The organism is Pseudomonas sp. HD6515, assembly GCF_024971855.1.
In the GTDB taxonomy this organism is placed as follows: Bacteria; Pseudomonadota; Gammaproteobacteria; order Pseudomonadales; family Pseudomonadaceae; genus Aquipseudomonas; species Aquipseudomonas alloputida.
Genome location: NZ_CP079827.1, coordinates 4,153,220 through 4,171,612, shown reverse-complemented (window position 1 = coordinate 4,171,612; position 18,393 = coordinate 4,153,220). Strand labels below are relative to the sequence as shown.

20 protein-coding genes and 1 pseudogene are annotated in these 18,393 nt (G+C 58.9%); 15 read left to right on the top strand and 6 right to left on the bottom strand.

Annotated features, from left to right (window positions below):
• The first annotated feature begins 194 nt into the window (after positions 1-194).
• The gene (locus tag KW568_RS19395) at positions 195-677 is read left to right on the top strand and encodes a DUF1289 domain-containing protein (protein WP_004576787.1); all 483 of its coding nucleotides are present in this window, start codon (positions 195-197) and stop codon (positions 675-677) included.
• 10 nt (positions 678-687) lie between these two features.
• On the opposite strand, the gene queD is transcribed toward KW568_RS19395, so the two are convergent.
• Both queD and KW568_RS19385 read right to left on the bottom strand, forming a co-directional pair.
• Positions 688-1,044: a 6-carboxytetrahydropterin synthase QueD gene (gene queD / locus KW568_RS19390; RefSeq protein WP_003250327.1), complete on the bottom strand. Its 357-nt coding sequence runs from the start codon at positions 1,042-1,044 to the stop codon at positions 688-690.
• A 53-nt stretch (positions 1,045-1,097) separates the two neighbouring features.
• Positions 1,098-2,177 carry a patatin-like phospholipase family protein gene (locus tag KW568_RS19385; protein WP_004573881.1) on the bottom strand — a complete coding sequence of 360 codons (1,080 nt, stop codon included), beginning with the start codon at positions 2,175-2,177 and terminating at the stop codon, positions 1,098-1,100.
• Between the two features lie 219 nt (positions 2,178-2,396).
• On the opposite strand from KW568_RS19385, the gene KW568_RS19380 reads away from it, so the two are divergent.
• The 5 genes from KW568_RS19380 to KW568_RS19360 all read left to right on the top strand — a co-directional run bounded on the left by KW568_RS19380 (position 2,397) and on the right by KW568_RS19360 (position 6,479).
• Positions 2,397-2,705 (top strand): PepSY domain-containing protein, encoded by a 309-nt coding sequence (locus tag KW568_RS19380; protein WP_003250340.1) that lies wholly within the window; start codon positions 2,397-2,399, stop codon positions 2,703-2,705.
• Positions 2,705-3,019, top strand: coding sequence for a PepSY domain-containing protein (locus tag KW568_RS19375; protein ID WP_003250344.1), 315 nt, complete (start codon positions 2,705-2,707; stop codon positions 3,017-3,019). Before KW568_RS19380 ends, KW568_RS19375 begins: the two co-directional genes overlap by 1 nt.
• The gene (locus tag KW568_RS19370) at positions 3,020-3,688 is read left to right on the top strand and encodes a response regulator transcription factor (RefSeq protein WP_003250345.1); all 669 of its coding nucleotides are present in this window, start codon (positions 3,020-3,022) and stop codon (positions 3,686-3,688) included. It begins immediately after the preceding gene.
• Positions 3,685-5,004 carry a sensor histidine kinase gene (locus KW568_RS19365; RefSeq protein WP_004573882.1) on the top strand — a complete coding sequence of 440 codons (1,320 nt, stop codon included), beginning with the start codon at positions 3,685-3,687 and terminating at the stop codon, positions 5,002-5,004. The genes KW568_RS19370 and KW568_RS19365 overlap by 4 nt, the downstream gene beginning before the upstream one ends.
• A 320-nt stretch (positions 5,005-5,324) precedes the next feature.
• Entirely contained in the window at positions 5,325-6,479 is a 1,155-nt protein-coding gene (locus KW568_RS19360) for an HPP family protein (protein WP_004573883.1), read from the top strand.
• Here KW568_RS19360 and KW568_RS19355 read toward each other — a convergent pair.
• Positions 6,453-7,319 carry a LysR family transcriptional regulator gene (locus KW568_RS19355; RefSeq protein ID WP_004573884.1) on the bottom strand — a complete coding sequence of 289 codons (867 nt, stop codon included), beginning with the start codon at positions 7,317-7,319 and terminating at the stop codon, positions 6,453-6,455. The two genes, KW568_RS19360 and KW568_RS19355, sit on opposite strands and share 27 nt — an antisense overlap.
• A gap of 180 nt (positions 7,320-7,499) precedes the next feature.
• Here KW568_RS19355 and KW568_RS19350 point away from each other — a divergent pair.
• A pseudogene (locus tag KW568_RS19350) lies at positions 7,500-8,429 on the top strand (AMP-binding protein); the annotation flags it as partial.
• Positions 8,430-8,906: 477 nt separating this feature from the next.
• On the opposite strand, the gene KW568_RS19345 reads toward KW568_RS19350, so the two are convergent.
• The gene (locus KW568_RS19345) at positions 8,907-9,368 is read right to left on the bottom strand and encodes a helix-turn-helix domain-containing protein (RefSeq protein ID WP_004573886.1); all 462 of its coding nucleotides are present in this window, start codon (positions 9,366-9,368) and stop codon (positions 8,907-8,909) included.
• Positions 9,369-9,497: 129 nt separating this feature from the next.
• Between KW568_RS19345 and KW568_RS19340 the strand changes: the two genes are divergently transcribed.
• The 3 genes from KW568_RS19340 to KW568_RS19330 are packed head-to-tail and all read left to right on the top strand — an operon-like array spanning position 9,498 to position 10,771.
• Positions 9,498-9,893 carry a DUF6957 family protein gene (locus KW568_RS19340; RefSeq protein WP_033726360.1) on the top strand — a complete coding sequence of 132 codons (396 nt, stop codon included), beginning with the start codon at positions 9,498-9,500 and terminating at the stop codon, positions 9,891-9,893.
• Between the two features lie 48 nt (positions 9,894-9,941).
• Positions 9,942-10,406, top strand: coding sequence for a hypothetical protein (locus tag KW568_RS19335; protein WP_004573888.1), 465 nt, complete (start codon positions 9,942-9,944; stop codon positions 10,404-10,406).
• A 5-nt stretch (positions 10,407-10,411) separates the two neighbouring features.
• Positions 10,412-10,771, top strand: a complete 360-nt coding sequence (locus KW568_RS19330; protein ID WP_004573889.1) for a hypothetical protein — start codon at positions 10,412-10,414, stop codon at positions 10,769-10,771.
• Positions 10,772-11,564: 793 nt separating this feature from the next.
• Here the strand turns inward: KW568_RS19330 and KW568_RS19325 are convergent.
• On the bottom strand, positions 11,565-12,545 hold the full coding sequence (locus KW568_RS19325) for an IS5-like element ISPa41 family transposase (RefSeq protein ID WP_014003920.1): 981 nt from the start codon (positions 12,543-12,545) through the stop codon (positions 11,565-11,567).
• 745 nt (positions 12,546-13,290) lie between these two features.
• On the opposite strand from KW568_RS19325, the gene istA reads away from it, so the two are divergent.
• From istA to KW568_RS19300, 5 genes are all read left to right on the top strand, one after another.
• The gene (gene istA, locus KW568_RS19320) at positions 13,291-14,790 is read left to right on the top strand and encodes an IS21 family transposase (RefSeq protein ID WP_169725187.1); all 1,500 of its coding nucleotides are present in this window, start codon (positions 13,291-13,293) and stop codon (positions 14,788-14,790) included.
• On the top strand, positions 14,783-15,583 hold the full coding sequence (gene istB / locus KW568_RS19315; protein WP_013970780.1) for an IS21-like element helper ATPase IstB: 801 nt from the start codon (positions 14,783-14,785) through the stop codon (positions 15,581-15,583). Before istA ends, istB begins: the two co-directional genes overlap by 8 nt.
• Before the next feature lie 224 nt (positions 15,584-15,807).
• Positions 15,808-16,137, top strand: a complete 330-nt coding sequence (locus KW568_RS19310; RefSeq protein WP_259536594.1) for a hypothetical protein — start codon at positions 15,808-15,810, stop codon at positions 16,135-16,137.
• Positions 16,138-16,239: 102 nt separating this feature from the next.
• The gene (locus KW568_RS19305) at positions 16,240-16,593 is read left to right on the top strand and encodes a histone-like nucleoid-structuring protein, MvaT/MvaU family (RefSeq protein ID WP_004573922.1); all 354 of its coding nucleotides are present in this window, start codon (positions 16,240-16,242) and stop codon (positions 16,591-16,593) included.
• Between the two features lie 298 nt (positions 16,594-16,891).
• Positions 16,892-18,031 carry a glutathione-independent formaldehyde dehydrogenase gene (locus tag KW568_RS19300; RefSeq protein ID WP_004573923.1) on the top strand — a complete coding sequence of 380 codons (1,140 nt, stop codon included), beginning with the start codon at positions 16,892-16,894 and terminating at the stop codon, positions 18,029-18,031.
• A gap of 99 nt (positions 18,032-18,130) precedes the next feature.
• Here KW568_RS19300 and KW568_RS19295 read toward each other — a convergent pair whose 3' ends face one another.
• Entirely contained in the window at positions 18,131-18,343 is a 213-nt protein-coding gene (locus KW568_RS19295) for a hypothetical protein (protein ID WP_009684109.1), read from the bottom strand.
• Between the last annotated feature and the right edge of the window lie 50 nt (positions 18,344-18,393).

Genomic DNA, 18,393 nt, shown 5'->3' with positions numbered 1-18,393 from the left:
GTTCTACCGGATCAACTGTGCTCGTGACGCTTTGAAAACAGCTTCCAACGGACATTGTTGCCTTTGAAAAGGCCGGATGATTCTACGGTAAAAAAAGCCTGAAGGTAAGGCGGTGTTCATGACTTTAACGAGTGACCCTGGTTAGACAAAGGGCTAACATGGGCCTGTGTTCCATCGCCAAGCTGTTGTTTTTCATGTCCAACAAGTCCATCAAAACCCCTTGCGTCGGCCTGTGCTCCACGGTGTACGGAGACACGGTGTGCCGTGGCTGCAAGCGTTTTCACCACGAAGTGATCAACTGGAACGGCTACGACGACACGCAGAAGCGTGCCGTGTGGTTGCGCCTTGAGCAGCTGCTGGTGCAGGTGATGATGGCCAAGCTTGAGGTGTTCGACAAAGGCCTGCTGCGCCAGCAACTGGAGCAACGCTCCATCCGCTTTGTCGAGCAGCAGTCGGCGTATTGCTGGGCTTACCAGCTGATTGCCCGCGGGGCGCGGATGATCCGTGATCTGGAGGCCTATGGCATGGCGTTGCTGCCGGAGTTCCGTGACTGGGAACTGCCCCAATTGCGCGATGCGATCGATCGCGAGTTCTTCCTGCTTTCAGAGGCGCACTACCAGCGCTACATCGCCCCCAGCTTCCTGCGCGATGCCATGGGCAGCGCGCAGGGCCAGTGAGCCGGGCGAATCAGTCGCCGGTGTATTCGCAACCGCTGGTGCAGGTTTCGTGGATGCGCACCTTGGACAGCTCCGGCATCAGCGGCTTGACCTGGTCCCAGATCCATTTGGCGATCACTTCGCTGGTGGGGTTTTCCAGGCCGGGGATGTCGTTCAGGTAGTTGTGGTCCAGCTGATCATAGATCGGCTTGAAGATCGCCTTGACCTCGGCGAAGTCGCGGATCCAGCCCGTGTGCGGGTCGAGCGGGCCGGTCAGGTGCAGGCCGACCTTGAACGAGTGGCCATGCAAACGGCCGCATTTGTGCCCTTCAGGGACGTGGGGCAGGCGGTGGGCCGATTCGAATGTGAATTCCTTGAAAATTTCCACGCTGTCATAACTCTGTGTGAATCAATAATGCGCGCAGTCTACCAGCATGGCCGCTACAAGGCTTGCAGGCGTTCATGCAGCCGCCCGGTGGCGGTCAGTTCCAGCAGTTCATCACCCAGGCGCTGGCTTTCGGCAATGGCCTTGTACCAATAGCGCTTGCGCCCTGGCGCATCGCCCATGAAGCGCTTGAAGTCGTTGCGGTCGGGCAGTTTGCCGTAGGGCAGGGCGGCCAGGTATTGCGGCGAAGGCGTCATCAGCAGCACGTTTTGCAGGCGGGTGGCATCGCCCTTGCGCCAGGGCAGGGCCTTGTCGAACCAGCCGGGTACGACCTTGTCGGTGAAGTGCGGGTACAGCACCAGGTCGTCGCCGCGGTAGGGCAGGTCGAGGTGATAGTCGAGCAGGCCGCCGTCGCGGTAGGTGCCGGCGCCGGCACCGGGGATGTCTTTCACGCCCTGCATGACCATCGGTATCGACCCGGAAGCAAGCAGGGCGTGGCGCAGGTTGGTCAAGTCCAGCGGCAGGTAGCGTGAGGGGAAGTCGGTCAGCGTGTCGAGCGGCGGCGCGGCGCGCCCATCGTGCAGAATGATGCGCTCGAAGTGGCGGGCCAGGCGCGAACGGCCCAGGAGGTTACTGGCAACCACCGAGCCCAGCCCCAGGCCCAGGCGGCCGCGATGGTCGTGCGCGAGCTGGCCATGGCTTTTCACCACCAGAATGTTCAGGCGGTAGTGTGGGTTGGCCAGCAGCTGGCCGTCGCGGCCTTCCAGCAGGTCATCGAGCATGCGTTGGCAGCTGCGGCTGATTTCGGCCGGGGTGACGCCCTTGGCGAAATCCTGCTCGGTGTATAGCTCGCCCAGGCGACGGATGCCGGCGACCGGGTCGTCGAGGCAGGCGCTGGCAAAGCGCCAGGCACCGATCGAAGCACCGATCAGGGCACGTTGACGGGGTGCCGAGGGTAGCCACTCGCCGAACAGCGCCAGGTCAAGGCCCTGGATGCCCAGCGGCTTCGGCCCACCCGCCGCGCCCGGCAATACCCCGACATCGGCCGCCTGCAGGCCGCGCTCGCGGATGTGTCGCAAGGCACGCTGGCCGGCCTTGAAGGTGAGGGCGGGGTATTTGATGTGGATGGCGCTCATGGCGGGTCTCTTGGGCGAAAAGCAGCCGTTACAGATAACACACCTGTAGGTGCCTGTATTGGCCCTTTCGCAGCACAAGGCCGCACCTTGCACGGGGCCGAGTCGGGTTGGCGGCGTAACTGCGCTATCATGCCGCCAGCTGTTTTCAGGTTGAATTAAGGACCGCTGGTTAATCTTAACCCCGTAGACAACTTGCACAGTTCTCAGGAGAGAAGAACGATGAAAACCATGACTGCCCTGATCACCGCCGCTGCCCTTGCCCTGGGCGCCAATGCCGCCTTCGCCAAGGACGTTCAGCCTGACGAAGTGGTCAAACTGGTCAACGCCAAGACCATCAAGTCGCTGGACGAGCTCAAGGCCGCTGCCGTGGCCAAGCACCCAGGCGCCACCGTCACTGACTCGGAGCTTGAAGACGAGTACGGCCGCTACATCTACAAGGTCGAACTGCGTGATACGCAGAACGTCGAATGGGACGTCGACATGGATGCCAAGACCGGTGAGGTACTCAAGGACGCACGAGACAACTGATGATCCATGTATCCCGGACGGCACGTTACCTGGCGCTCTCGCTGCTTGCCGTCTGCTCCTTGGCTGTTGCCCGCGACCTGGACCAGGATGAAGCCCTGAAGCTCCGTCAGAAGGGCATCATCCTGCCGCTCGAACAACTGCTCGAAACCGCCCTGGGGCGTCACCCCGGGGCGCGTCTGCTGGAAGCCGAGCTGGAAGAAGACGATGATCGCTACGAATATGAAGTCGAGTTGCTGACGACTGAAGGTGTGGTACGCGAGATCAAGCTCGATGCCAGCACCGGCGCCCTGCTCAAAGACGAGGAAGATGACTGAATGCGCCTGTTGCTTGTCGAGGACAACGTACCGTTGGCCGATGAACTGACCGCCGGCCTGCAGCGCCAGGGCTATGCCGTGGACTGGCTGGCTGATGGCCGTGACGCGGTTTACCAGGGGCAAAGCGAGCCTTACGACCTGATCATCCTGGACCTCGGCCTGCCTGGCTTGCCTGGCCTGGACGTGCTGGCCCAGTGGCGCGCCGCTGGCCTGGCCACACCGGTATTGATCCTCACCGCCCGCGGCTCCTGGGCCGAGCGCATCGAAGGGCTGAAGGCCGGGGCTGACGATTACCTGAGCAAGCCCTTCCACCCCGAGGAGCTGCAACTGCGCATCCAGGCGTTGCTGCGCCGTGCCCGTGGCCTGGCCAATCAGCCGAAGCTGGAAGCGGCCGGTCTGCACCTTGACGAAAGCCGTCAGTGCGTGAGCCGCGAGGGTGTGGACGTGCAACTGACTGCCGCCGAGTTCCGCCTGCTGCGCTACTTCATGCTGCACCCGCAGCAGATCCTGTCCAAAAGCCACCTGGCCGAGCACCTCTACGACGGTGAAACCGAGCGCGACTCGAACGTGCTGGAGGTCCACGTCAACCATTTGCGCCGCAAGCTGGGCCGCAGTGTGATCGAAACCCGTCGCGGGCAAGGCTACATCTATGCCGGGAGCGGCGAGTGAAGTCGATCCAGGCGCGCCTGAGCCTGGGCCTGGTGGCGGTATTGGTGGTGGTCGGCGTGGTGCTGGCGCAACTGACCTTGTGGCTGTTCGAGGCCGGCCTGCAACGTTATCTGGAAAACGGCCTGCGCAACGAAAGCGAGAACCTTCTGGTGGCATTGGTGCGCGGGCCTTCGGGCCTACAGCTGGATGAGCGGCGCATCTCGGCTGCCTATCAGCGGCCGTTTTCCGGTTACTACTTCCGCATCGATTTCGACCAGGGTACCTGGAGGTCTCGTTCGCTGTGGGACCTGGACATGCCCAAGCCCGCAGCGCCCGGGCTTTCCGATAGCCATGAACTCGGCCCGGAAGGCCAGCAACTGCTGGCCCTGCGTGCCGACTACCGGCGCCTGGGCCAGGACATTTCGATCAGTGTGGCTCAGGACTATTCGCCGGTGCGCGAAGGTTTTCGGCGCTTGCAGCAGATCGGCCTGGGCATGGGCCTGGTGGCGCTGATCCTGATTCTGGTGCTGCAGCGCATCACGGTTACCCGCTCGCTGCGGCCGCTGGAGCGGGCGCGCCAGCAGATCGCCCAGCTGCAGCAGGGGCAGCGCTCGCAGCTGGATGCCGAGGTGCCCAGCGAGTTGGTACCGCTGGTGGGGCAGATCAACCATTTGCTTAGCCATACCGAAGACAGCCTGCGCCGTTCACGCAATGCCCTCGGTAACCTCGGCCATGCGCTGAAGACGCCGCTGGCGGTGCTGCTGAGCCTGGCCTCCAGTGAACGCTTGCAGGGTCTGCCGGAGGTACGGGCGCAAATGCGTGAGCAGTTGCAGCAGATTCAGGAACGCCTGGCGCGCGAGCTGAACCGTGCGCGCCTGGCAGGGGATGCGCTGCCGGGCGCGCAGTTCGATTGTGATGCCGAACTGCCGGGGTTGCTCGGCACCTTGGGCATGATTCATGGCGAGGGCCTGCTGCTGGCAAGTGATGTGTCGCCCGGGGTGTTGTTGCCCTGGGACCGCGAGGACGTTCTGGAACTGTTGGGTAATCTGCTGGACAATGCCTGCAAGTGGGCAGACAGCGAAGTGCGCCTGGGTATCGCGCCGAACGCCGAGGGCTACCGGCTGTGGGTTGATGACGACGGCCCGGGTATTGCGCAAGACCAGCGGCAGCAGGTGCTGGAGCGTGGTTCGCGGCTGGACGAACAGGTGGCTGGGCATGGGCTGGGGTTGGGCATCGTGCGCGATATCGTTGATGCCTGGGGCGGGCGCCTGGCCTTGCTGGAGAGCCCGCTGGGCGGCCTGCGGGTGAGCATCGACCTGCCGCGCAAGGCTCGTTAATGCCGGGGCCGCTGTGCGGCCCATCGCGACACAAGGCCGCTCCCACAGGTGTACGCAATACCCTGTGGGGCCTTGTGTCGCGAAAGGGCGCGCAGTGCCCCTTTGGCCCTATCAGTACTGCAAAAAAATTGCAGTACAGCCGCAGTTTTTTGAATTAGCCCAAATTCCCCCCACCCGGCAAAATCGCCCCACGAAACCCTGCGGTTTCCATCTCTCCACGGACGGAGCCCCTTGTGGTATTGCATGCGCAATACGAGGCCCAGGCCAGCTCGGCTGGGCTTTCTTTTTAAACAGAAAAACCAAAGATCCCGATTGCCCAAATGTCTGCCTCGCGTTCCGAAAGTCGTCTGCAGCGGCTGTTGCCGGCCCCTCTCAACATCCCCCCAAAAGAATGGTTGCGTGCCGGAATCGGTGCGCTGCTTGGCCTTTTCCTCGCGGGCTGGCTGACCAGCATGGTCTATGGCCCCAGCATCGCCCTGCACTTGCTCGGCCCGCTGGCAGCCTCGGCGGTACTGGTGTTTGCGGTGCATTCCGGCCCCTTGGCCCAACCTTGGCCGGTGTTGGGCAGCTACGCCCTGGCGGGTGCAGTGGGGCTGGCCATGCGTGAAGGCTTCGGCGCCGAGCTGTGGGTGGCCGCTGCGGCGCTCGGCATCTCGATCCTGGTCATGTGCCTGTTGCGCTGCCTGCACCCGCCGGGTGGCGGTGTGGCAGTGAGCGCGGTGCTGGCCGACCCGGGGTTGACCGCCATGGGCGATCACCTGCTGGAGCCGGTGCTGCTCAATGCGCTGATCCTGGTGACAGTGGCAATCGCCTACAACCGTTTGACGGGGGTGCGCTACCCGAAAGGCACGGTGCCACGCAAAGACCTGCACCACACCCATGACCCGCTGCCCAGCGAGCGGGTCGGCATCCGCAGTGAAGACCTGGACCAGGCCCTGGAAGAGCTGGGCGAGTTCGTCGATGTCACCCGTGACGAGCTGGAGCGCATCATCCTCGCCACCGAGCAGCACGCCCTGCAGCGCAGCCTTGGCGGTATCACCGCGGCCTCGGTGATGTCCCGCGATGTGCAGTTCGTCACGCCTGATACCACGCTGGAGCAGGCCTGGAAAATGCTCGCCAGCCATCACCTGAAAACCCTGCCAGTCCTGCAGCACGGCAAGCTTGTAGGCATCGTCAGCCTCAGCGACCTGGTTGGCCCGGCGATGCAGCGTGGGCGTTTCAGCTGGCGCGGTCTGTTCGGCCGCCAGGCGGTGCGCATGGCGCAAGTGATGAGCAGGCGGGTTGTCAGTGTCAGCAGCCAGCACCCGTTGGAACGCCTGCTGCCCTTGTTGTGCGAACAAGGCCTGCACTGCTTGCCGGTGCTTGATGCCGACACGCTGGTGGGGGTGATCACCCAGACCGACCTGATCGCCGGCCTCAAGCGTCAGTTGCTCAGCAAGACCGAGGCTTCAGATAACCGGGTCCCAGCGTTGTGACCAGTCGCTGGCGCCGGCAGCTACCAGCCGACGCAGGATCGCGAAGGCCTGTTGCAGGGCTTCGCTGTCACGTTTACGCGGGTACACCAGAAAGGTCGGGTAGGTGAACTCCGGTGCCTGCGGTACCCGCTCGAACACGCCGCTGTCCAGATAGGCCTGCACCACCCGCGTGCGGAAGTAGCCACTGCCACCTTGGTCGAGTATGAACTGCAGGGCCAGCGGGCCAAGGTTGAAACTTAGCGCCGGGCGTGCGCAGTCGGGCAGGGCCGCATCATGCTGGCGGCGGAAGGCCTCGCCCCAGTCGATGTAGATGTACGGCTCGGGCCGCTCGACCCGGCGCACGCGAATCAGCTTCTCTTCCATCAACTGCTCCACCTGCAGGCCTGGACCGTAGGTCGGCTGGTAGACCAGCGCGGCGTCCAGCAAGCCCATCTCGACCTTGCGCAGCAGCGACTCTCCATCGCTCACCTCGCTGCGGATGGCATGGCTGGGCAATTCACGGTGCAGGGCACTTACCCAGTCGAGCATCATCGGGTTGCCCAGGCTCACCTCACCGCCCACATGCAGCACCTGCTGGCAACCTTCAGGCAACGGCAGGTCGCGGCGCGCGGCTTCCCAGGTTTGCACCAACTGGTTGGCATAACTGACGAACGCTTCGCCATCGCTGGTCAGGCTGGCGCCGCTGCGGCTACGCACGAACAACTGGCAACCCAGTTGCTGTTCCAGGCGCTGCACGCGCGCGGTGATCGCGGTTTGAGACACGAACAGGCGTTCGGCCGCGGCGACCAGGCTGCCGCAACGCACTATTTCCAGGAAGGTACGGGCCTGATCGATGTCCATGGGCTGCTCGGTGTTTGAAGGGGTTGCCTATTCTAGAGGCTTTGCACCGTTATGGGGCGCTATTGCGTTGTCTGCAAATTTGCAGGTCGGTTGTGACTTTAGTCCCATGGCGGCGTGGGTATAGCGGTCCATACTCAAGTTTCGCCCTTCAATAACAACAAGTACCGGGTTTCTAACGACATGAGCTACCAGCACAGCTACGCCCATTCCATTTCCGACCCTGCCGCGTTCTGGGCGGAACAGGCCGCACACCTGGCCTGGCACCGCAAGCCTGCCTTGACCCTGCAAGACAACGCCGACGGTACCCACCGCTGGTTCGCTGACGGCCGCCTCAACAGCTGTTACCTGGCCCTCGATCACCAGATCGAGCAGGGCCGGGGCGAGCAGTTGGCGCTGATCTATGATTCGCCCGTAACCGGCGTGCAGCAGACCTACACCTACAACCAGTTGCGCGACGAGGTAGCACGCCTGGCCGGTTTGCTGCGCCAGCTGGGGGTGAACAAGGGCGATGGCGTGATCATCTACATGCCCATGGTGCCGCAAGCAGCCATGGCGATGCTGGCCTGCGCGCGGATCGGCGCGGTGCATTCGGTCGTGTTCGGTGGCTTTGCCGCCAACGAGTTGGCCCTGCGCATCGATGACGCCCGGCCCACCTTGTTGCTGACGGCATCGTGCGGGCTGGAGTTCGACCGGGTCATTGCCTACAAACCGCTGGTTGACCGTGCCCTGCAACTGGCCCGGCACCAGCCGCGCAATGTGCTGGTGCTGCAGCGGCCACAGGCGCACGCTGAACTGCTGCCAGGCCGCGACCTGGACTGGCAGGCGGCCTTGGCCGGCGCCGTGCCGGTGGCGCCCGTCGAGCTGGATGCCGGCGACCCGCTGTACATCATGTACACGTCGGGCACCACCGGGAAACCCAAGGGTATCGTCCGGGAAAACGGCGGCAATGCCGTGGCGCTGTGTTACGCCATTCGCCATATCTATGGCATGCAGGCTGGCGATGTGTGGTGGGGCATATCCGACGTCGGTTGGGTGGTCGGCCATTCACTGATCGTCTACGGGCCGTTGATGAGCGGCTGTACCACCGTCTTCTACGAAGGCAAGCCGATATTGCTAATGTCACCACAAATGGCCAATTTCTTGTCAAAAATTTCGGCACCACCGCTGGCGGCCTGAGCATTCATGGGGCTCTCAAGCCCTCCCGTCAACCATCGCCAATTTTGACAATTGTCACCTTTATTTCCATTATCCTCCCCTCGTTTTTCCTTCCGATGCATCAACATTTCTAACGCTGAGGGCGCGTAGCCGAGCTCCCGTTATGACCAGCTCGGTAGCTGGGCGAGCTGATAGGAGTGATCCAATTCGGCTCCTACTAAAGGTCTCGGCTTGCTCGGAAGGCCGAAGGTAGTTTGTGCGATTCTGTTGGCAGATGCGTGCCTCATGAAGCAGTCAGCCGCCGACTCAGCTGATAAGCGTAGTGGCCTGCATGGTGGTGTCGGAAAGCCGCATCCGAATCAGCCCATTCAGCTTCCTTGAACCAAGTGATGATGCAATGACGAGAAGCACAGGCGCTTGACCATCGTGCTGTCAGCTGTCCAGTTCCTGATGCCACATCCGTCGCACTGTTGACTCAGGCAATCCGAGTTCTCTAGCTGCCTCAGCCTGAGTAGTTCCTTTCGCTTTCAACTGCTGGACTGCCTGCAATTTCTCTCTTGCTGCAGATACGTTCAACGGTGTCTTGGATTCCGGGTGTTCAGGTAGAGCGATGTCAGCTAGTTCCAGAGCTTCGATCTCAGCCAATGAGGAAAGAAGGATCTCCCTGGCTGTGCGGTGATCGTGTGAGGCAACGGTCAGCGCAATGAGCGTGGTGGCTTCAACCTGGAGACCGGAAGCCAGCTTATAGCTCGTCTCGAGGGATACAGAGCTCTTGGCCAGCTCCAATTTACTGACTGTCCTTTGGTCGACGTGCTTGCTTATAGAGGGTTGCGATATTCCCTTGCGCATGCGTAGCAATTGCAGCACTGCCGCGAAGGACTGACGGAGCAACATTGCGAATCCCCAAAAACCAAGAGGTATGCCCCGTTTGCCTGCCGCCAAACAAACGTCTATAGTTGTTCTTTTGGCGGTTCAGCGGTCTAGCCAGCGATTTATGGAAAATGAAATGCGGGGATGTGCTTGATGGATAGCCCACTCAGCGACGGGCTACTGGGGGAGGGAGGCGTTGAGCTGGTCGGCTCTGATCTGACTCTTGATGATTTACTCCTCGCTGCTCGAGGACACTTCAAGTGGATGCCTCTCTGCGTTGTCGAGGAATGGGTCATCTTGGACGCCATCCTCACGGAAGAGGAGTTGACCAGGGTGGCTGCGGCTGGGTGCCATCCCATGTTCCTGTTTGCCCACAAGGTTGTTCACGACGAACAGCGGCGCTTCGAGCCTGGTGATTGGGTCAGGTCGACAATCGCTCATGCCTTCAAGGATGGCTATCTCTTCGGGACAAGGAACACGATCTACGTTCTGAAGGGGCCGGGGTATCGCAAGCCTTCCACCCTGCAAGGCATCTTCTCCATCTTTTAAGTGTCACGGCCTTGCTCGTGACGACTCGACTATTCCAGAGATCAAAATATGTTCCGTTCCCACCAAGCTGATATGGCCGGTATTCCTGGCATGTTTGGCGACGGGCTAATGCACTGGCATTGCGTTTCCCGAGCTCTCGCTACCCACTGGTACCATGTCAGTGTTCAGCGTCTTCTTGATGGTCAACTCAGGGATTGTGTAGAGATGCCCAACGATGAGGCCCGACTCGTTGAGCTGTTGTTAGCGCAAGATGAAAGCCTGATTGTCCGGGAAGTCCAAGCGGTCACACCCGGCTGGATGAACGGTGATGGCTGGAAGATGGAAAAGCTAATGTCTCTCTCCATGGGCTTTAGCCGGGAAGAAGTTCCGGTGTCGATCCTCGAGGTCGAGGGTGGCAAGGTATACATCGACTCGCATGAGCCAGGTCTCAATGTTGAGTCACTGGCAGGGCTGAAAGAGCTGTACCGGCGCAGCCCTGTAAAAGCTGCTTCAGCCGAGATGGCGGGGGCGTAATAGTCATGACAGACATCAGCACGGTTTCAGTCGACTTCCATGTTAAGCGTTACTCTGATTTTGACCTGCTTCGAATTGCTCGAGCTGTCGGGCAGGGGTATGAGGACGAGGTCACCGCGTTCTTGTTGAACGTTCAAATACACGCTTGCAGTGCTGTAGGCGTGGTATTCGGTCACGCGCGCAAAGGGCCATATGGGCGCTTCTCAGATGGGCATTTGATCCGGACTTCGGACATCCAGAAGGTAGCGAGGGAAGGGAGGTTTTGGGTTATTACTACCGTTAGTTCCCGTTACGTTGTGGCTACCTTTAATCGGGATAACGGTCGTAGGAGTCTGCGTGAGTTCAAGCGCTTGGCTGGGGGCTGATATGTCGCATCACCGAATCGGCTTCAGTGAGTTGTAGGCGTTAGGCGTGCCGCTGATAGCGGCCAGGCTGTCGTGAACCGAGCCATGGCGTTCCGCCCAGTCTCGGCCCTTTCGGGCTTCGATCCTTTTCGCCTCCGGCCTTCCTGGCCTGCGCGCTCCGCTTGCCTGAGAGGTATTTAACAGTCGAACAGAATTGCGTGTGCCGGATTAGATCCTCGCGGATTCAGCCTTTACGTGGTGTGGTTTTGGCCGGAGGTGCTAGTCGTCCAAGCCTAGGGCTATGTGCCGTATCATCTCTGAAGGCCTTTGGCTTTTAGCTATGTGGTACATAAGGTCGCGCTTACTACGCGGTAGCTTCTTGGCCACATTCTTCGCTGACTTTCGTATGGCCTCATCTGTGCCGTGAATTCTCTCGGCCAGAAGGAGGACAATTACTGCATCTGTAAGCGTCATGATCGTGCCTGAATACTTCGAAGGGGGGAGCGCCATTGGTAGAGGTATCATAGCAAATACAGAGCTGATCCTTGAACGTATCCCTTGTCCGCGATCGTTGGAGAGCACGTGGCCTGATCGCGGAGAAACTCTCAGATATGCAAAGTCCGCCGAAATTGACAATGGTGAGTAGCTTAGGTGGCCGGATTAGAGTACAGGCCGCCTGGTTATCCTAGGGATGCTCCGATCAACTTGTCGTGCAGCCGCGGCAAGTTGCAATTTTCCAGGCACCTACAGCGTCATTGGACGAAAAGTGACCGAAAAATCATGTACGGAGAGCTTTTTCGACCGGTTCTCCGTGTTAAACGCGAACCTCACCCATACCCATGAGCTGTTTTCGAACCCTCCACAGGTTTGCCAGGGCGAACAGCGTGGTCAACTGAGCCGTGTTTTTCATCAGCCCACGAAAACGTACTTTCACGTAACCAAACTGCCGCTTGATCACGCGAAACGGATGCTCGACCTTGGCCCGTGTCTGAGCCTTGCAGAACTCGATCTTGCGCTTGGCTTTGTACAGTACGCTGCGCTGGTTCAGCTTGGAATAGGTGCTGCGACGCGCTGCAATCTGCCAGATCACCCCCCGATTTTCATGCTCTTCGCGCCTTTCGACACCGGTGTAACCGGCATCTGCATACACGGCGTTTTCTTCGCCATGCAGCAGTTCAGCCACCTGCGTGACATCGGCCACATTGGCAGCGGTGCCATGGACGTGATGCACCAGGCCGGACTCGACATCGGCACCGATGTGCGCCTTCATCCCGAAGAAATACTGACCGCCTTTCTTGGTCTGGTGCATCTCGGGATCACGCTTGCCTTCTTTATTTTTGGTCGAGCTGGGGGCATGAATAATGGTGGCATCGACGATGGTGCCTTGGCGCAGCGACAGGCCTTTTTCCTGCAGATAACCATTGATGACCGCAAGGATTGCCGGTGCGAGCTGATGCTTCTCCAGCAAGTGCCGGAAGTTCATGATCGTGGTGTCTTCGGGGATTGGCGCGCTCAGCGTCAGGCGTGCGAACTGGCGCATGGGCGTGATTTCGTAGAGCGCTTCTTCCATGGCCGGGTCGCTCAGGGAGAACCAGTTCTGCAACAGATGGATGCGCAGCATGGTTTCCAGAGGATAGGGTTTTCTACCGCCGCCGGCCTTGGGGTAGAACGGTTCGATCAGCTCCAGCAGGCCTGCCCAGGGCACCACCTGATCCATTTCGGCGAGGAAGCGCTCTCGGCGGGTTTGCTTGCGCTTGCCGGCGTACTCAAAGTCGGAAAAGCTCATCTGGCTCATGGGCGGCTCGGATCAGGTGTTGCGGGGATTCTCGCATAACTGAAGGCTTGTTCGGAGATTCCCTAGAGACTGGTATCTCTGTCCTGGGGGAGAAGGCCAACTTCTTATAAGTATTTGTAAATAAAAATAAATTTGACGAATGGATGATGTTTCCAATATGCTCTCTCCATCTCGAAGTGGAGCGCTCATGGACACTGCAGCTGATGTGTAAGACCTCCGATCTCCATCAAGAGCCGCGATCGAAGATATGGAATATCTAGGCGCGTGTGAAAAGCCCCTTAAGTGGGGCTTTTTTTTGCCTGAATTTTGCGGAGTCAGCCATCTCTTCGATCGGTGATGCAGTGCGTGCCCCACGCTATGAAAAATTTCGAAGAAATTTGAATTTTACGCTCAAGGTTTGCCGAAACGAACCGTTTTGGTAGGTAAGCGTATTTTCTAGAGTGCAAAATGAATTACAGCAAGTGCAAAGCCACCGCTCTATTTGAGGCTACCTCGGCCTTTAATTTTCCAGAAACGGAGGAGAGCTACAAGGCCTCTGTGAGCCTCACCAGCACGGGCCTCATTGATACATGGCTACATGATTTCCGAGTAGCTTATACGCCCTGCCAGGCCCATCAAATCGCAGTCGGCTGTTGCCGCTGACCGAAAACTGACCCAGTTTCGCCCGTTGTGCTGACTGAAAACTGACCCAGGTGTTCCACTGCACCTGCTCAATTTTTGAGCAGGAGAACACAGGGTGATCAGCATGGAAATGATGGGCAAAATTCGGCGGATGTATTTCCGCGACAAGCTGTCGTTGCATGAGATAGCCAAGCGCACCGGACTGTCGCGCAACACCATCCGAAAATGGGTCAGAGCGCCGGAGTCCAAACAGCCGGTTTATCAGCGTCGAGCCGTGTTCAACAAGCTCAGTCCCTTTCACGAGATGTTGGAGCAAGCGCTGCGGGCTGATGCCTTAAGGGCCAAGCAACATCGTCGCAGTGCCAAGGCGCTGCTGGCCATGATCCGCGCTGAAGGCTATGACGGCGGCTACAGCCAGCTCACTGCCTTCGTTCGTCATTGGCGCGGAGAGCAAGGCAAGGCGGTACGGGCATTTGTGCCGTTGGCATTCGCCTTGGGCGAGGCCTTCCAGTTCGATTGGAGCGAGGAAGGCCTGCTGGTTGGCGGTGTTTTCAGGCGCGTCCAGGTCGCGCACATGAAGCTATGTGCCAGCCGAGCTTTCTGGCTAGTGGCCTATCCCAGCCAAGGGCATGAAATGCTGTTCGATGCCCATACCCGCTCATTCGCCGCCTTAGGTGGCGTGCCGCGTCGCGGCATCTACGACAACATGAAAACTGCGGTCGACAAGGTCTCCAAGGGTAAAGGCCGCACGGTCAATGCTCGCTTCATGGTGATGTGCTCGCACTACCTGTTCGACCCGGACTTCTGCAACGTAGCGTCCGGCTGGGAAAAAGGTATCGTCGAAAAGAATGTCCAAGACAGTCGGCGCCGCATCTGGCTGTCCGCCCGCGACAATACTTTCCATAGCTTCGAAGAGTTGAATGCCTGGCTTGCCCAGCGCTGCCGGGCTCTCTGGCATGAGCTGATTCATCCGCAGTACAACGGCCTTACCGTCGCAGAAGTCTTGGAATTGGAGCGCGTCGAAATGATGCCGATGCCGACGCCTTTCGACGGATATGTAGAACGCACGGTTCGCGTTTCCAGCACCTGTCTGATCAACGTGGCTCGCAACCGCTATTCAGTACCCTGTGAGCGTGTTGGCCAGTGGGTCAGCAGTCGGCTCTATCCCTCGCGAATCGTCGTGATTGCCGATGAGGGTGTGATTGCTAGCCATGAGCGCCTGTTTGATCGCGATCAGGTCAGCTACGACTGGCAACACTACATCCCCCTCATTGAACGCAAACCGGGGGCCCTACGCAATGGTGCCCCGTTTGCCGATCTGCCTAAGCCACTACGCCTGCTCAGGCGCGGGCTGCTGCGGAATCTACAGGGTGACCGGGTTATGACCCAGGTCTTGGCCGCCGTGCCCATCGCTGGCCTGGATGCTGTTCTCGTAGCGGTTGAGCTGGTTTTGGAGTCTGGCAGCCTGAGCGCTGACCACATCCTCAACATCGTGGCCCGTCTGACCGCTCGTGAAGCACCACCCTCGGTCGAAACCAACCTGCAACTGAACGTTACCCCTGTTGCCAATACCGCACGCTATGACCGGTTGCGCAGCACGGATGAGGAGGTGCGCAATGCGTGATCTCACAGAGGAACTCAAAGACTTACGCCTGCACGGCATGGCCGATGCCTGGGCAGAGCTGGCCGCACAAGGCGAATCTTCCACTGCGTCATCGAAATGGCTGATCGAGCATCTCCTTGATCAAGAGCACGCCGACCGAGCAGTACGCTCGGTGCATCATCAGATGAGCATGGCGAAACTGCCCATGCACCGTGACCTGGCTGGCTTCGACTTCGGTGTATCCAGCGCCGATGTCCGATTGATCAGGGAACTGTCCACTCTGGCCTTCACCGACACAGCGCAAAATGTGGTGTTCATCGGTGGCCCTGGCACCGGTAAAACGCACCTCGCTACTGCCTTGGCAGTGGCCGGCATCACCCAACATAACAAGCGTGTGCGTTTTCACTCCACAGTCGATCTGGTCAACCTGCTGGAGCGTGAAAAACATGAGGGCAAGACAGGGCGTATCGCCCGAGGACTACTGCGTGCAGATCTGGTAATCCTTGATGAGCTTGGCTACCTACCTTTCAGTCAGAGCGGCGGAGCCCTGCTGTTCCACCTGCTTTCGAAGCTTTACGAGCACACCAGCGTGATCATCACCACCAACCTCAGCTTCGCCGAGTGGTCGAGCGTATTTGGCGACGCCAAGATGACCACGGCCTTGCTCGACCGATTGACACACCACTGCCACATCGTCGAGACGGGGAATGAATCATACCGCCTGCAAAACAGCACCTTGGTGGCCAAGACCAAGATCCAGGCGAGGGAGCGCAGACGGCAGGATGTCGAGGAATCGGAGGACGACCCGTTTTGACCTCTTTGGGCTGGCCTTGCTGAGTGCAGGGTCAGCACTTTCACGACGCTGTCGACTGCTAGGCTTATCCACAATTGCCGGGGTCTAAATCGGCAAGCAGCCCTGGGTCATTTTTCAATCGGCAGGGTGGGTCAGTTTTCAATCAGCGCCGACACGCAGTCGGCTTACTCCGGGCGGCCATGAATCTGCGTCTATCACTAACAAACGCCTACGACCGCAAGTCCATGAAGGTCTACGACACCATAGGTTTTTGGACTCAATTGATCATGCCGCATTTATCAAAGCCTCAAGTAGGTATTGATAAAATGCACTGCGACGGGGATGGCGCAGATTTCGCCGCAATTGGAGCGCTGAGAGATCCAGACCCAGTCGTTCATTTTGCCGACGAGGCACAGGCCATTTACGACCTGTCGATCAGACCTTATGAGCAGTCGATTATGCTTCAGTTCGGATGGGTGGCTTGGATGTTGAGCCCTACGGAAGCGGAATGGTTCGCCGACCAACTATGGGTTGCGGCGTTTTTGGCAGCAAAGGCCTCTGGCGTATCCAATTGAATTTATAGCCACATTTTAGAGAGATCGAAAGGCCCCACAGTAGTGGGGCCGGTACCTGCGCTAGATCAAAATCGTTATACTTTCTCTCCAGGTATTCACTGCTTGATCAATATCTTTGAACAGCAACTCGCCGCGCAACTCGCAGAGCTTGAAGCCCTGAAAGGCAGCTCTGAACTTCAGAAAGAAATTAAATTTGAGACCAAACTGCGTGACTTGCTAGCTGAGTACGGCTACAGCCTGCGAGATATCATCAACATCCTGGATCCTCAAGCCAACCGTCGTGCCGCCGCCCCTGCAGCAGCTGGAAAGGCCCCGCGTCGTGCGCGCCAGGTTAAGCAGTATAAGAATCCGCATAACGGCGAGATCATCGAGACCAAGGGCGGCAATCACAAGCTGCTCAAAGAGTGGAAAGCCCAGTATGGCGGCGACGTAGTGGAAGGCTGGCTTGCCCGGTAACACGTTCCTCCGACATTCTGCTAGAGCCCCCTGATGGGGGCTTTTTCTTGATTCTGTTAGGTGTTTTCAGGAAAGTGATTTGGCTTTCTGGCATTGCAAGCATTGCGATGCTCAATGTCAGTGTTGATTAGGAATTAGTACAGTTCATTCGCTACATACAAGGACGCTAAATCATAGGGCGATGATGATTAGTACCGCCGATCCGAGCTGCGACAGACTGTGGTGAACACCTGAGGCTCAGCGATTACCTGAAAAGGGTAGGGCACTTTTCCGTCGCCCCTGACTTTGGGAGTTCAACATGAAAGCCATCGTGTACAACGGGCCACGAGACGTCGCGGTCAAGGATGTTCCTGACGCAAAAATCGAGAAGCCCACCGACGTACTGGTGCGTATCACCACGACCAACATCTGCGGCTCCGACCTGCACATGTACGAAGGCCGCACGTCTTTCGAGACAGGTCGAGTTTTTGGCCATGAAAACCTCGGCGAAGTGATTGAGGTGGGAGCCGGAGTCGACCGGGTCAAAATTGGTGATCGCGTCTGCCTGCCATTCAACATAGGCTGCGGGTTCTGTGAGAACTGCGAAAAAGGGCTCACGGGATTCTGCCTGACAGCCAACCCCGGTTCTGCCGGCGCCGCTTACGGCTTTGCCGAGATGGGGCCCTACCAAGGCGGTCAGGCGGAACTGCTCCGCGTTCCGTACGCAGATTTCAATTGCCTGGTGCTGCCTGAGGATGCCCAGGAACGAGAAGATGACTACGTCATGCTCTCGGATATTTTCCCCACCGGTTGGCATGCCACGGAATTGGCCGGCTTGCAGCCAGGCGAGAGCATCGCAATCTATGGTGCAGGGCCTGTCGGGCTAATGGCGGCGCATTCAGCGATCATCAAAGGTGCCTCACAGGTTTTCGTGATCGACAATCAGCCGGATCGCCTACAGCTTGCCGCGCAGCTTGGGGCAACGCCTATCAATGCAGTCGAACAGAAGGCCGTGGAAGAGATATTGAACCTTACCCATGGCAAAGGCACCGACCGGGGATGCGAGTGCGTCGGCTATCAGTGCTGCGACAAACATGGTCATGAAGCGAACTACCTCACCATGAACAACCTGGTCGCTTCTACCAAGGCTACCGGTGGCATTGGCGTTGTGGGCGTGTTCGTGCCTGAAGACCCTGGTGCGAAGAATGACTTGGCGAAAGAGGGCAAGATGGCCTTCGATTTCGGTGCGTTCTGGTTTAAGGGCCAGCAGATCCGCACAGGTCAGGCGAACGTGAAGGCCTACAACCGTCGTCTTGCAGAGCTCATCCATCATGGGCGTGCCAAGCCTTCCCAGATTATCTCTCATCGTCTGAAGCTTGCTGAAGGCCCAGAAGCCTACAAGCATTTCGATGCTAGGGATGATGGTTGGACGAAGGTGGTGCTCAAGCCGGCGGCATGATCCGTTCACCCATGCTTCCAGGGAGGGAAGCATGATGGGTGGTTGAACAGTACCAACTTGCTGCCGGGAATCACTCGATGTCAGTTCAGCCAATCTCCCTCAGCCACATACCTCTAGTTGTGTGTTCTTCCTCCAACCGCGCAAATTCATGGCGCAGAGACAGAACTGCAGGATGATCAGGGCCCAAGCCTCTGCTTGCCAGCCCCAGACGGCCCACAAGACATTGCTCGCGATGAAGCAGCAGAAGCCGACCTTTCTTCTGCCCGGACGGCGGGAGCCGATGCACCATGCTGCCAGCACGGTCATCACCATGGCTGGCCATTACAGTAATCCGATCCAATGCTCCATGAAACCTTTCCCAA